Annotated in this window: 13 protein-coding genes and 1 tRNA gene; 12 read left to right on the top strand and 2 right to left on the bottom strand. The window is 41.7% G+C overall.

What is annotated here, in order from left to right; all coding sequences use genetic code 11:
* Window positions 1–232 precede the first annotated feature (232 nt).
* Genes H5181_RS09165 through scpB form a run of 4 tightly spaced genes read left to right on the top strand, consistent with a single transcriptional unit; the run spans window position 233 to window position 3,298 of the window.
* Window positions 233–1,093, top strand: a complete 861-nt coding sequence (locus H5181_RS09165; protein WP_059745488.1) for an RNase RNM — start codon at window positions 233–235, stop codon at window positions 1,091–1,093.
* Complete coding sequence (locus tag H5181_RS09160; RefSeq protein ID WP_011636904.1) at window positions 1,090–1,710, top strand: L-threonylcarbamoyladenylate synthase; 621 nt, start codon at window positions 1,090–1,092, stop codon at window positions 1,708–1,710. Before H5181_RS09165 ends, H5181_RS09160 begins: the two co-directional genes overlap by 4 nt.
* Window positions 1,711–1,749: 39 nt before the next feature.
* Window positions 1,750–2,538, top strand: a complete 789-nt coding sequence (locus H5181_RS09155; RefSeq protein ID WP_182750851.1) for a ScpA family protein — start codon at window positions 1,750–1,752, stop codon at window positions 2,536–2,538.
* Between the two features lie 22 nt (window positions 2,539–2,560).
* A complete protein-coding gene (gene scpB, locus H5181_RS09150; protein ID WP_182750850.1) occupies window positions 2,561–3,298 on the top strand; it encodes an SMC-Scp complex subunit ScpB in 738 nt (245 codons plus the stop codon).
* On the opposite strand, the gene H5181_RS09145 is transcribed toward scpB, so the two are convergent.
* Complete coding sequence (locus H5181_RS09145) at window positions 3,295–4,221, bottom strand: LysR family transcriptional regulator (RefSeq protein ID WP_049763578.1); 927 nt, start codon at window positions 4,219–4,221, stop codon at window positions 3,295–3,297. The genes scpB and H5181_RS09145 overlap by 4 nt on opposite strands.
* A 191-nt stretch (window positions 4,222–4,412) precedes the next feature.
* Here H5181_RS09145 and H5181_RS09140 point away from each other — a divergent pair, with 191 nt between their 5' ends.
* From H5181_RS09140 to H5181_RS09120, 5 genes are all read left to right on the top strand, one after another.
* Window positions 4,413–5,492 carry an efflux RND transporter periplasmic adaptor subunit gene (locus H5181_RS09140; RefSeq protein ID WP_059745491.1) on the top strand — a complete coding sequence of 360 codons (1,080 nt, stop codon included), beginning with the start codon at window positions 4,413–4,415 and terminating at the stop codon, window positions 5,490–5,492.
* Window positions 5,493–5,495: 3 nt separating this feature from the next.
* The gene (locus tag H5181_RS09135; protein ID WP_182750911.1) at window positions 5,496–8,561 is read left to right on the top strand and encodes an efflux RND transporter permease subunit; all 3,066 of its coding nucleotides are present in this window, start codon (window positions 5,496–5,498) and stop codon (window positions 8,559–8,561) included.
* Window positions 8,562–8,832: 271 nt separating this feature from the next.
* Entirely contained in the window at window positions 8,833–9,705 is an 873-nt protein-coding gene (rluB, locus tag H5181_RS09130; RefSeq protein ID WP_011636910.1) for a 23S rRNA pseudouridine(2605) synthase RluB, read from the top strand.
* Window positions 9,706–9,899: 194 nt separating this feature from the next.
* Entirely contained in the window at window positions 9,900–10,229 is a 330-nt protein-coding gene (locus tag H5181_RS09125) for a hypothetical protein (protein WP_011636911.1), read from the top strand.
* 217 nt (window positions 10,230–10,446) lie between these two features.
* Window positions 10,447–10,532: transfer RNA gene (locus H5181_RS09120), tRNA-Leu, on the top strand.
* A 410-nt stretch (window positions 10,533–10,942) separates the two neighbouring features.
* Here the strand turns inward: H5181_RS09120 and H5181_RS09115 are convergent.
* Window positions 10,943–11,218, bottom strand: coding sequence for an HU family DNA-binding protein (locus tag H5181_RS09115; RefSeq protein ID WP_011636912.1), 276 nt, complete (start codon window positions 11,216–11,218; stop codon window positions 10,943–10,945).
* Between the two features lie 351 nt (window positions 11,219–11,569).
* Here H5181_RS09115 and H5181_RS09110 point away from each other — a divergent pair, with 351 nt between their 5' ends.
* The 3 genes from H5181_RS09110 to rplY all read left to right on the top strand — a co-directional run bounded on the left by H5181_RS09110 (window position 11,570) and on the right by rplY (window position 14,501).
* Entirely contained in the window at window positions 11,570–12,931 is a 1,362-nt protein-coding gene (locus tag H5181_RS09110; RefSeq protein WP_259397016.1) for a murein L,D-transpeptidase, read from the top strand.
* Between the two features lie 251 nt (window positions 12,932–13,182).
* Window positions 13,183–13,734 (top strand): DUF882 domain-containing protein, encoded by a 552-nt coding sequence (locus tag H5181_RS09105; RefSeq protein WP_011636914.1) that lies wholly within the window; start codon window positions 13,183–13,185, stop codon window positions 13,732–13,734.
* Window positions 13,735–14,213: 479 nt separating this feature from the next.
* On the top strand, window positions 14,214–14,501 hold the full coding sequence (gene rplY / locus H5181_RS09100) for a 50S ribosomal protein L25 (RefSeq protein WP_011636915.1): 288 nt from the start codon (window positions 14,214–14,216) through the stop codon (window positions 14,499–14,501).
* Window positions 14,502–14,584: the final 83 nt, after the last annotated feature.

Here is a 14,584-nt window from a genome sequence, read left to right as displayed (position 1 = left end):
TGTCATCGTTAATCGCTGTATTATGTCTGTGTTTAATGCCTATAGGAAAACCCAGCTGGAGGTTAATGTCAATTGAATATTTCTCAAAAGCTGACAAAAAATGACAATCAGGATAGATCTAGTCTATTTATTGAGCCCTCTAACTAACTTATGCATAAATAATTCATCAATTGCCATCATTTATTCATAAATCCAAGCAGTATTTTTATCGCCACTCTAGTACAATAACCACATGATTACAGAGACTCTCTTGGCCGATCTTCACAGCCACACGACCGCATCAGACGGTCAATTAACACCAACAGAATTATTAACTCGCGCTATTGAAAAAGGCGTTGAGATGTTTGCTATTACTGACCATGACACTGTCGGAGGGTTAGCAGAAGCGCATCTTGCTAATCAAAACCATGCCACGCCGTTATTATTAATTAACGGTTGTGAGATTTCGACTCGTTGGAACAGTTTTGATATTCATATCGTCGGATTAAACTTAGATATCGCTCACACAGGATTGTTGGACTTTTTAACTCATCAACGTGAGTTGCGTGAAGTCCGAGCCCAAGAAATTGGTGAACGTTTAGCTAAAGCTGGGATAGAGGGTGCCTATGAAGGTGCTAAAGCTATTGCCGGTGATGCAGCGCTTAGCCGCGGCCATTATGCTAGATGGTTAGCAGATAATGGTCATGCGACAGATATGCCTAGCGTATTCAAACGCTACTTAGCTCGAGGCAAAACAGGTTATGTACCCAATAATTGGGGCGATATGGCCAATGCGATAGAGCATATTCATCAAGCCGGTGGTGTTGCTGTATTAGCTCATCCCAGCGGTTACAAATTATCGGCCAAATGGCTTAAGCGCTTAGTGCGTGAATTTGCAGAGGCCGGTGGCGATGCGATTGAAGTTATTTTAGGTCAGCAAACATTAGACGACCGTAATAATCTTATTGCATTAAGTAAGCAAAATAACCTACTTGCTTCAGTGGGGAGCGATTTTCACTTTCCCAGTAATTGGATCGAGTTAGGTAAAAACTTATTCCAACCACAAGGTGTGGAATGGGTTTGGCAATCACAACATTGGACGAAAAGAGTATGAGTCAATTTTTTTATATTCATGATGAAAACCCACAAGCACGATTAATTAATCAAGCTGTGGCGATTCTTAAACAAGGTGGAGTCATTGTTTACCCAACTGACTCAGGTTATGCATTGGGCTGTATGATTGGTGAAAAAAATGCCATGACGCGTATGGCACGTATCCGCCAGATTGAAAATGACACCAATTTTTCATTAATGTGTCGTGATTTATCTGAGCTGGCTAATTTTGCCCGCGTTGATAACCAAGCATACCGTTTATTAAAAAGTTGTATGCCTGGCCCATATACATTTATTTTCAAAGCCACTAAAGAAGTGCCACGCCGTTTACAGTGCGATAAAAAGCGCACTATAGGCATTCGCGTACCTAATAATATTATTGCGCTCGCGTTACTTGAAGCATTGGGCGAACCAATGATGACCACCAGTCTAGTAATGCCAAATGAGCAATTTGCTGAATCAGACCCAGAGCATATTCGCGATATACTCGATCACTTGGTCGACGGTATTATTCACGGTGGTTATTTACCTGAAAATCAAACGACAGTGATTGATATGTCTGAAGATGAGATGGTGATATTACGTCATGGTGCTGGCGATACCAGTGCATTTGAATAACTCAAAGTGATACCCGTAGACGAATCATCTAAGATAAACATGCCAGGCAGTCAGCAAAGCTTGCCATTAGCAATGGTTCGTGGCCAAGCGCTTAATAGCATGCCCCTAGACTTGTTTATTCCGCCTGAGGCCTTAGAAGTGTTTCTTGAAACCTTTGAAGGCCCATTAGATTTATTGTTATATTTAATCCGTAAACAAAAATTAGATGTGGTTGATTTGCCTATTCAACAAATCACCCAACAATATTTACTCTATATTGAAATTCTCACTGAAGCGCGGATTGAACTGGCTGCCGATTACCTTGTGATGGCGGCAACATTAGCGGAGATTAAATCCCGATTATTGTTACCTAAAATGGCCAGTGAAGATGATGAGGAAGAAGATCCTCGAGTGGTGCTTATACGGCAATTAAAAGCCTATGAGGTGATCAAACAAGCTGCAGCCGATATTGATACGTTACCGCGGATTGAACGAGATGTGTTTCAAGCATCCGTTAGCGCGGCTCCAGACATTAAACCTATAACAGTACCGCCTGAAGTGTCGCTGGTGGATATTGCCCGTGCGTTTGGCGAAGTACTAAAACGCATTGATGCTAACGAAGATCATCACGTAAAGCGTGAACATTTATCTACCCGTGAACGCATGAGCCAAATTTTAGCTAAATTATCCAGTACAGAATACATTGGTTTTGAGTGTTTGTTTGATGTCAGTGAAGGTCGAGCCGGTGTAGTGGTGAGTTTTTTGGCACTCATGGAGCTGGTTAAAGAGTTACTCGTTGAGTTAGTGCAAAATGAACCGTTTTCACCCATCTATGTAAAAGCGTATTAATTAACGATATTCGAAGAGATCCATGAAGCCAATTAATCCTATTCAGTTAAAACAGCTTATTGAAGCCAGTTTGTTTGTCTTAGCTAAGCCGTTGTCGGTAAAAGCCATTAAAGAAACGGTGTTAGCTGACTTTAGTGTATCGCGTACGCGCATTCAGGAAACGCTTGATGAATTACAGCAAGATTATCAAGAGCGAGGCGTACAGCTAGTTAAAATCGCTAGTGGCTATCGTTTTCAAACTCAAGAAATACTCAGCCCTTATTTACAACCTCTTTGGCAAGAAAAATCCCCTAAGTACTCTCGTGCAACGCTTGAAACGTTGGCGGTGATTGCATATCGACAACCGGTAACGCGTGGTGATATTGAATATATTAGAGGCGTGGCGATTAGCAGTCATATTATAAAAAGTTTAGCGGATCGGCAGTGGATTAAAGTGGTTGGCCATAAGGAAGTGCCCGGAAAACCAGCATTATATGCGACCACCCCTGCATTTCTGGATTATTTTAATTTAACAAAACTTGCCGATTTACCTGCATTAACGGATGCCGCATCACTACAAGGGTTATTTGATAAAGTGCAAGTTGCTCTCGATGAATCTAACGATGATGACAGTAGTGATGATCACCAAGACGATGATCAACAAGTCAATGACGAGCAAAACGATAGCGAAAACGGCAGTGATACAACGACAAATGAACTTGATGAAGTAGACGACGAAGCCGTCGATGTTGTTGAAAAAGGCCAAAATCTAACCCATTAAATCCACACTTTAGTATTGGTTGTCGTCGTTTTTTCGCTGGTTTGCACGGGTAGTTGTGCGAGCATGTAATCGAGTAAGCGCTGACCCGTTAAGCTTAAAAATCGTCTTGATGGATACACTAGAAATACCACGCCTGTATAAGGCGCTAAATCATTAAATAAACGTACTAACTCCCCTTGCTCTACGTCATCGTGACATAATTTTTGTGGTAAATAACCTATCCCTCGGCCTAATTTTGTCGCTTCATAAGCCAGTTGAATGCTGTTGGTGCATAAGTTGCCTTTTACGGCCTGCATTGCATCATTGGCGAGTGGAACTTCACTGAAGGTTTTACCATTTGGGAAGCGAAATAGAATTGAGTTGTGTTGTTCAATATCACTCAAGGTGACAGGCATGCCAGCTTTGGTTAAGTATTCTGGGCTGGCAAAGAAACACATATCTTCACTGATAACTGGTTTTGCCACCATGTCGAGTTCACTAAACGTTTCATTCACCATAAACGCGATATCAATATTGTTACGTACCATGTCTAAGGGCTCAGTACTGGTAATAATTTCAATCGAACAGTTAGGATTTTCATCCATAAAGGCAAATATTTTACTCACAATATCCATTATCTGTGGGATAGGAAATATCAAAATCCGCAAGTGGCCAGTCAACTCTGCTTTGTTGTCGGTGATATCTGAAAGGGTTCTGTCTAAGTCAGCTAACATCACCAAGGTTTTTTCATAGAAATGACTGCCTGCAGAGGTCAGTGTTATTGCCCGGCTTTGACGATGAAATAACTTTAAATTTAATGACTCTTCCAACGATTGCAAGCGTCTGCTGACCGTCGATTTAGGCAAATTCAATAAGTTAGCGGCTTCAAGTATGCTGCCTGTTTCGACAATTCGGTGAAATAAGGCAATGTCTTCGGTTTTCATATTGATTACTCTGATAATGGCAAATAAGTCAAACTCAAATAATGAGACTGATATTCCCAAATAAACCCATTTATTGCAACTATGATTCAGGGTATTGTTCAGCCAAATTGTAAATTAACTGTTATCCCTGAAAAGGGAAATATTGTTATCACCACGTCTTTTTAACGCTTAGTTCCCAAGGATCATAGTCGATGAAACATCGCTCAACATTGCCGTTGGCACTGCTTATTTCTCTTATTTTAGTCGGTTGTACGCCTGTTGAAAGCGCTGTACAAGAAGTGCTTGTGCGCCCAGTAAAATTGTTTGAAGTGGCACAGTCGTCAGGCAATACCATTCGTCAGTTTCCTGCAAGAGTCGAGGCCAATAGCCGTGCAGAATTATCATTTAGGATTTCAGGCCAACTTGTCAGATTGGATCTCGTTGAAGGCCAACACGTAAAACAAGGTGTTTTACTGGCTCAATTAGATGATCGCGATGCGCGTAATAATTTAATGACTCGAGAGGCCGAGTATGACTTGTTGCTTGCTGACTTTAGCCGTAATCAAACCTTATTAGAACGTAAATTGATTTCACAAGCGTTATTTGACAGCAGTAAGGCCCAGCTTAAATCGGCCAAAGCAGCGTTAGCCGCTGCCAATGACCAAGTTAGTTATACCCGTTTAGAAGCGCCATTTAACGGCACCATTGCAAAACGTTTGGTGGATAACCACCAAATTGTTCAACCGAATCAAGGCGTAATGACTCTGCAAAATAATCAGTTACTTGATGTCAGCATTCAAGTCCCAGAAGCAATGGCCGCAGTATTAACTCAAGATATTGCCAACGGTTTAGCCGCAAAGGTACGCTTTAGTGCACTAGATGACATGGTGTTTGATGCCAAATTTAAAGAATACTCAACTCAAGTGACACCAGGCACACAAGCTTACGAAGTGGTGTTTTCATTACCACAACCTGACAATGTACAGCTATTACCAGGCATGAGTGCCGAGTTAACTTTAGCGACACTCAATGACTCGCAACAGAGTTTTAGGACTATTGTTCCTATTTCTGCCGTAGACAAGCAAGACCAAAATGGTGATGTAACCGTATGGCGTTATCAGCCAGATAGCGGAGATGTTAGCCCGGTAAAAGTGACTCTCGGGCGGGTGAGTACTGACGGCGTCGAAGTGTTAACTGGGCTAAAAAAAGGCGATGCTATTGTTGCCGCAGGATTATCGCAATTATCTGAAGGCATGAAAGTAAAACCTTTACGCTGGCAACGAGGAGTGTAATTGATGAATGTTGCTGAGTATTCCATCAATCACAAAGTCATTAGCTGGATGTTCGCGTTTTTACTGCTTATTGGCGGCAGTGTTGCTTTTACTGGATTAGGACAATTAGAGTTCCCCGAATTTACCATTAAGCAAGCGTTGGTGATCACCGCTTACCCTGGTGCGTCGCCTGAACAAGTAGAAGAAGAGGTGACATTACCGCTTGAAGATGCATTACAGCAGCTTGATGGTATTAAACATATCACCTCTATTAACAGTGCTGGACTATCACAAATTCAGGTTGAAATTAAAGACAGTTATGACAAACATCGCTTACCACAAGTGTGGGACGAGGTACGTCGAAAAGTTAATGACACTACAGGGCGTTTACCACCCGGCACCGCAAAGCCACAAGTGATTGATGACTTTGGTGATGTATACGGTATTTTACTTAACTTGTCAGGTAACGATTTTAGTAACCGAGAACTGAGCAACTATTCAGATTATTTACGCCGCGAACTGGTGCTTGTTCCCGGGGTAAAAAAAGTCTCTGTGGTGGGTGATGTGACAGAGCAGGTTGTGATTGAAATTTCACAACAAAAATTGTCAGCGCTAGGTTTAGATCAAAATTACATCTATGGATTAGTCAACAATCAGAACGTGGTGTCTAATGCTGGCAGCATTGTCATTGGTGATAATCGTATCCGTTTACATCCTACTGGTGAGTTTAGTTCGGTAGAGGAATTGTCTCGTTTAGTGGTGAGTTCACCAGGTAGCACTGAGCTTATTTACCTTGGGGATATTGCTAACATTGAAAAAGACTATGACGACACCCCAAATGTGCTTTATCACAATAGAGGTGAGGCGGCATTGTCGTTAGGTATTGCGTTTTCTGGCGGCGTAAACGTGGTCGATGTTGGTCAACGTGTTAGTGAACGCTTAGTTGAGCTTGAATCCCAACGACCGTTAGGGATGAGCCTTGATACGGTTTATAACCAAAGTTCTGCTGTCGATAATACCGTACAAGGTTTTTTGATTAACCTTTTAGAGTCAATTGCGATTGTTATCGCGGTATTGTTATTGTTTATGGGCCTTCGTTCTGGGTTATTGATGGGTCTAATTCTGTTGCTAACGATTTTAGGTACTTTCATTGTGATGAAAGTATTAGACATTGAATTGCAGCTTATTTCTCTGGGGGCGCTGATCATTGCCTTAGGTATGTTGGTCGACAACGCCATTGTGGTGACCGAAGGTATTTTGATTGGCTTACAACGGGGTAAAACCCGCCTTGAAGCGGCTAAGCAAGTGGTATCGCAAACACAGTGGCCATTGTTAGGCGCAACGGTAATAGCCATTATTGCTTTTGCACCCATTGGTTTGTCCCAAAATGCTGCCGGTGAATTTTGTCGTTCATTGTTCCAAGTGTTGATGATTTCACTGTTTATCAGTTGGATAACGGCAATTACTTTAACACCATTTTTCTGTAATTTATTATTCAAAGAAGCCTCGCCACAAGCTGAACAGGTTGACCCTTATAAAGGTTGGTTGTTTACCACTTATCGCAGTTTTCTGTATTTTGTATTGCGCTTTCGTCTAGTTACGTTGTCAGTGGTGTTGGCGATGTTAGTCACTGCTGTAATAGGCTTTGGTCATATTAAAAACGTGTTTTTCCCCGCATCTAATACGCCAATATTTTTTGTTGATGTATGGATGCCAGAAGGGACAGACATTAAAGCAACTGAGCGTTTCACCAGCGAAATAGAGAAAAAGCTACTGCAAGAAAGTGAGCTTAATGACAGCGGTTTAGTACACCTCACATCTGTCATCGGCCAGGGGGCTCAGCGTTTTGTATTACCTTATCAGCCTGAAAAAGGCTATCCAGCTTTTGCTCAGCTTATCGTAGAAATGCGTGATTTAGCCGCTGTTAAGGCTTATATGCCGCAAGTTGAACAGCTGTTAAATAGCCATTTTCCCCAAGCACAATATCGCTTAAAAAATATGGAAAATGGTCCGTCTCCAGCGGCCAAAATCGAAGCGCGTTTCTATGGCGAAGATCCTCAAGTGCTGCGCAGTTTGGCGGCACAGGCTGAAATGGTGTTTAGAAACGAGCCGACAATGGATGGTGTTCGCCATGATTGGCGCAATCAAGTGCCACTCATTCGTCCGCAACTGCAAAATGCACAAGCACGTGAAACCGGCATCAGTAAGCAAGATTTAGATAATGCCTTACTGGTTAATTTTAGCGGCAAACAAATTGGTTTGTATCGTGAAACTAGCCACCTGTTACCGATTGTTGCTCGTGCACCTGCAGCCGAACGTCTTCAAGCTGATAGTTTGTGGAAAATGCAAATATGGAGCACTGAGAACAATATATTTGTACCCGCAACGCAAGTAGTGAGTGAGTTCAGCACGGAATGGGAAAACCCTCTCGTGATGCGCCGTGACCGAATTCGTATGCTGGCAGTATTGGGCGACCCCAAATTGGGATCTAATGAAACGGCAGACTCGGTACATAAAAAAATCAGAAGTAAAGTTGAGGATATTCAGTTGCCTGCAGGTTATCGCTTGGAGTGGGGCGGTGAGTTTGAATCAGCAGGTGAAGCTCAAACAGCCGTATTTAGCTCGATCCCAATGGGTTATTTAGCCATGTTTTTAATTACGGTATTTCTGTTCAATTCAGTTAGGCAGCCTTTAGTTATTTGGTTCACTGTACCATTAGCGGTCATCGGTGTTTCAGCGGGGTTACTATTGTTCGATGCCCCATTCAGCTTTATGGCGCTACTTGGATTATTGAGTCTTTCTGGAATGGTGATTAAAAATGGCATTGTATTAGTGGACCAAATCAATCTCGAACTTGAAGAAGGTAAAGAACCTGGATTTGCACTGGTTGATTCGTGTGTGAGCCGTGTTCGTCCGGTGATGATGGCGGCCATTACTACTATGTTAGGCATGATCCCATTAATCAGCGATGCTTTCTTTGGTTCTATGGCCATCACTATCATTTTTGGTTTGGGCTTTGCTTCTCTACTCACCTTAGTGGTGTTGCCGGTAATGTATAGTCTTGTGTTTAATCTTAAAGTGACACGTTAACCTGTACATTTCATATTGAGTTGTTTAATAAGGCTGCTGACGGTTTCGCGTCAGCTGCCTTTTTTGTGTGATTCAATGGCTTGGTCTGTAAACTCTATGATGATTTTGGTGATTAACGGTGGTATTTTTTGCTCACAAGCCCCATTCAGCGTATAATCTACGCACTTTTCTAATTGTATGCGCCATTGGCGGGTACAATCCTAAAAAGACAATAAAATAAAAGTGATTAACCTTTTGTTTTTTATTAAATTTCTTTAAAGAGTCCCCGCTAATGAGTGAAAAATTGCAGAAAGTCTTGGCCCGTGCAGGCCATGGCTCCCGTCGTGAGATGGAGGCATGGATTGCTGCAGGCCGAGTTAGTGTTGACGGTGAAATTTCTGGCTTAGGTGATCGTGTCGAGGCTGATGCCAAAATACGTATTGATGGCCGTGCTGTTTCATTAAAATCAGCTGACGATATTATTTGTCGTGTGCTGGCATATCATAAACCTGAAGGTGAAATTTGTTCGCGCAAAGATCCTGAAGGCCGTACTACTGTGTTTGAACGTCTACCTAAAGTGCGCGATGCTCGCTGGGTTGCGGTAGGACGTTTAGATATTAATACTTCAGGGTTGTTGTTATTTACCTGTGATGGTGAATTAGCTAACCGTTTAATGCATCCGTCAAATGAAGTAGAGCGTGAATATGCAGTGCGTACTTTTGGTGAAGTGCCAGAAGCAGCTGTACAGCGTTTACGTACCGGCGTGACTTTGGAAGATGGTCCAGCACAGTTTGATACCATTAAAGCCGCTGGTGGCGAAGGCATAAACCAGTGGTGGCATGTCACCCTTCGCGAAGGGCGTAATCGTGAAGTACGTCGTTTGTGGGAATCACAAGACGTACAGGTCAGCCGTTTAATCCGCGTACGTTATGGCAAGGTTGAGTTACCAAAAACCTTACCGCGTGGTGGTTGGATTGAGTTGCCGATGGATCAAGTTAACTATTTACGTCAACTTGCTGGCTTAGAAGCTGAAACACGCTCTGTTTTAGGATCGGACAAACACAGTGTTGCTCGTTCTAAAGTTAAAAGTGCTAAAATCCGCCGTGCAGTTCATAAGCATAAAGTGGTTGGAAATCATGGTAAACCAACACGTCAGCGTAGCTAATGTTTTGATTTAGATTACTTTATAGAAGGTCGCAGATGCGGCCTTTTTTATTAACTTTTTTCGATAAAAATTAATTGTTGCTCGCCTACTTGTCAAAAGTTTTTTCTCAGATATTATTCTCAAAATTTACGACTTATAGTGCTGTTATTCGACGATTTATGCGCCGCAGCATTTACATTAGTTATTAGGACTGTATGAAAAAATTATTGTTAGGTTTATTAGTATCATTATTGGTAGCGTGCGCATCGGCCCCTAGCTGGCAAGGGATGTCTGAACGTGAGATAAGCCAATGGAAAGCAATAGGTTTTGATTCAACTCAAGCACAAAATTGGCGTTTAAGAGGTTTTGGCCCTACTGAGTCTGATGGTTGGATAAAAGCTAACTTCAATTTAGATACTGCAACCATTTGGGCGAAAGAATCGTTTAATGTTGAAGAAGCGCAAGTGTGGAGCGAAGCCGGTTTTGAAATTGAGGAAGCGGTCACCAATCGCAGTAAAGGGTTAACCCCTGTTAGAGCCAATTAATCATTTTTTTGTGCTAAGCATCTCGTTTTGTTGAATTTTACATCGGATTGGCGTTTTTTGAAGCGTTCAGTTCGGTGTGATGAATATTTTAGTTGCTTGGCTAAAAAAAATCAGTAAAGTGTGCACCAAGTTAAGCAGGACGCGAAAGCAACGCTGTTTATCTTATGCAAATATGAATTAAGTGATTTGATGTTTGTTATCAAAACACACTCAGTTTGCCCGAGTGGTGGAATCGGTAGACACAAGGGATTTAAAATCCCTCGCTGAATAAGCGTGCCAGTTCAAGTCTGGCCTCGGGTACCATTATAATCTCTAGCAATAGAGAGTGGTGTAAAAAAGCCTCAACTTCTGTTGGGGCTTTTTTACGTCTGAAATTTGGTAGTTAAGGGTAACAAACGCAAAAGAAGGTGAGGGCGATAAGAGCCTAGATGCTAGGGCGGACTTCGGCCTACTAGTTCGCTACGCGGCTACAAGAGCGGGTTATTGGGAAAGTCGTTGGCTAGTTTCAGTTAGGTAGAGTTAAACGGGATAACTGCAGTTATAGCCTCTAGCCGCGAAGCGTTCTAGCACCTAGGCTTTTAATCTCCAGACGTTGAGCACTCTACGCTCAGCATGCAACAATAATCCGCAAATCGTTTTCTCGTGACGCAGTTATAGCCTCTAGCAGCGAAGCGCTCTAGTACCTCGGCTTTTAAGGTTTCTACCACTTTGGCTTAAGCGTTGATCAATGCTTTTAATGCGGGTGAGACTTTAAAACTGGGTTGATTAAATCCGTCAATCTCTATGGCTTCACCCGTTTGTGGATTACGACCTACTTTTGGTAAGTAAAAGCGTAATTCAAATGTACCGAATTGTGGGATGTAAATTTTTTCACCTTCAGCTAAACCTTGATGAATTACCGCGAGGATTTGTTCAAGTTGTTGCTTAGCTTGAACTTGGGGAATGTCCATTTTACTGGCCATAGTTTGAGCGAGTTGTTTTTTATTCATGTGATTCTCTACTGCTTTAGTACTTCTTAATCCACTTATAACAATTCAGCATGGTCCTTCCTAGTTGTGTATTCATAAATTAATGTTAACTGGTTACTTTTCATCTAGATGATTAATTTCCATTTATTTAAGTAGGGCATAGGTAGTGCGTTGGTAACGCTTTGGTATTCATTTTTGTTGATTAATTGTTTCTGACATCCAGGTGCATTTATTATTTAGCATAATGGCTATATTCATTCCACTTGTGTGAAAAACATGACAATATCAGTGTGTGGGCCAATGGGGGATAGCATGTTCAGAAAACTGAAACTGTCTGTAAACGTTTGCATAATAAGCATATTGCTTTTGTGTATGTCGCCATTTGTCTTGGCCAACACTGAAGCTCAATATGAAAATTTAACTCAACACCTGCAATTACAGTATTTGGCTGAGCCCACCGCACAGCGGGCACAATATTTAGCGATATTACAGATGGGGTCCGCTGCCGAGCAATTAGAATATATCGACAACATTCAACAGAGTGTGGCTGCTTTTTGGCATAATAAACAAGTTTCTCTGCCATTTGACTCAATGGATAACACCACTTCGTTACGTGACAAAAATATTGCACTGGAGCCTAGCGTGGATGATTACCTGGGGGTGATAAACGATCTGCGTAAGTTAATGCGGTTATCACAAACGCAAGATTGGCCAGCCATCACGCTTGAAGGGCTGTTACGCCCTGGTGACCGTCATCCCAGCATTAAGCAAATTAATCAACGTTTGTGGTTATTGGGTGATGCATACGAATACCTTGCGGACGAAATAGATTATCAACCAGCTTTGGTGCAAAGCGTTAAACGCTTTCAGTCTCGGCATGGGTTAAAGACTGATGCCGTTATTGGCCCTAAAACCTTATTCTGGTTAAATCAAACACCACAACAACGAGCCTCTTTATTAGCAAAAAGCTTCGTAGAAAAAACGGTCTATTTGAGTCAGCTGCCTCAACCTTATTTGTTGATTAATATTCCCGCTTTTCAAATGGTGCTAGTGGACCAAAATCAAGTAGTGATAGCGTCTAAAGTGATTGTAGGTAAGCCATATCGACAGACGCCGGTGATGACGGGACAAATTTCCAATATAGTTATCAATCCCACATGGACGGTACCTCGACAACTTTTACGTAAGGATATTTTACCGCAAGTTAGGTCAAATGGGGCTTACTTTGCCGATAGACATTTTGATGTGTTTGATTATGAAGGTCATCGTGTTGATAAAACACCTCAACAATGGCAACAGGCTGCAACAGGTAAGTTCCCTTATAGAGTAGTTCAGCGCCCCGGTAGCGGTAATGCATTAGGCCGCTATAAATTTCATTTTAACAATGACCAGAGCGTGTATTTGCATGATACGCCAACACCCGAAATGTTCGCACATGTGGAGCGGGATATATCATCAGGCTGTGTACGAATTGAAAAGGTGCAACAGTTAGCCGATTGGTTTGCTAACCATTTGGTTATCGACAAGCGTACTTGGGCCCATTTGCAGTCTAATCACACTCAAACTCAATGGTTTGCCTTATCGTCATCTTTACCTGTGCACATGGTGTATTGGCGCGCTTGGGTGGATGAACAACATGTTGCGCAGTACCGAGATGACATTTATCAATTAACCCCTGCAGAGTCGATGAAGTTATTAAGCCATAAAGCCATCAATAACGATATTGTGCAATAATCTTAATTGATGAAACAAAGTTAATGACGTTTTACTTTGCCCTAAGCGCTTGAGCTATATCACACTCTTATAGAGATTAGCGTATTTGTTGCTCAGCTCAACATGGGCAGACTTGCATTTATCAGCATTAATGGTTAATTTATTCGCCAGTTGGATAAAAAAGCAACAACAAAATAAAGACGTTGTGAAGATGAAATCGTGCTTTTAAAGTCGATAAGTATCGTAATTTAGATAATTTAAGTGGTGTATAAATGACAATAGAGTGCCTAACTCGTCGGCAGTTATTATTAGGATTAAGCGGTGCCGCAGTGGTAACTATGTTACCTAATACCGCGCAAGCAAGTCGTTCTACTATTGGTGTTAAAGATTTACGTTTTTATAACTTGCACACAGGTGAGAGAAGCCAGGGAAGTTTTTGGGTTGATGGTCAATATCAATCGGAAACATTGACTGAGTTTAATCAAGTATTACGTGATCATCGCCAGAATGTAGCCGCACCGATTGATAAAAGATTATTTGAATATTTGTATAAATTACAGGCTACATTAGATAATCAAGATGAAATCCATGTTATTTCAGCTTATCGTTCACCAAAAACAAATCAAATGCTCGCTTCTCGCAGCAACGGTGTAGCCAAGAAAAGTTATCACATGAAAGGGATGGCGATGGATATTGCCTTACCCGGAGTGAAAACTAAGCACTTACGCGATGCTGCTGAGTCGCTTAAGTTGGGTGGTGTAGGATTTTATCCTCGAGATGGGTTTGTGCATATTGATTGTGGGCCTGTGAGGCGTTGGGGTTAATTAATACCAATCTCATTAATATCTAGTCAGTTCAGAGTCTCTCAGGTTTTACAATTCAAGGTGCATTGATGTAGAAATGGTTGTTCCCTTTTAAATCGATGCAACACAGAAGTGGAATACCTGAGAGATTCCATTCCGGTGGGTTTCAAAGTACTTTATGCTTCGTTAGATGCTTTCAAAATACTACGCTATGGTCTATTTTTTCCATAAAAAATAAAATATTCCCACCATCCATGGCGGTCAGATGTTGATGGCAGAATAACGCAGGAGCTTGTTACCGAGCCTCACTATTCGTTTCAATCATCTGCCTTGCCTACAGCACTTTGAACTCCCGCTGAAATATCACATATTTAATAGGATTGGTATATCTTCTTGTGGGTTGATAATGGCTGTGGTAATATCCGCGCGCTTTATTTGAGTCATCGTTGGTCGAAAATGATGACGCCTTCATACTTTATTAATTATTAAGTGAGTGACTAATGTCTTACACAATCAACGCAGTAACCCGCACAGAAATCGGGAAAGGTTCGAGCCGCCGCCTACGTCATGCCGGTAAAGTTCCTGCAGTAATTTATGGTCCAGGTAAAGAGCCTGTATCAATCAAGTTTGAACACAAAGACATCATTAACATCCAGTTAAATGATGACTTTTACACAACTGACTTAACCGTTTCTATTGAAGGTAAAGAAGTTAAAGTTCGTGTAAAAGCTATCCAACGTCACGCATTCAAGCAATTGGTTGAACACATTGACTTCATGTTTGCTTAATCGCAAATGTGAAAAAAAAGCGCCTTAGGGCGCTTTTTTTATGGGTGATTTTTATCAATAAATTTATTCTTATAATGCCAAAT

The sequence above is a fragment of the Shewanella sp. SG44-2 genome, assembly GCF_014164215.1.
Lineage (GTDB): Bacteria > Pseudomonadota > Gammaproteobacteria > Enterobacterales > Shewanellaceae > Shewanella > Shewanella frigidimarina.
The sequence above is the reverse complement of the archived record's forward strand: the minus strand, read 5'-3'. Positions and strand labels throughout refer to the sequence as shown.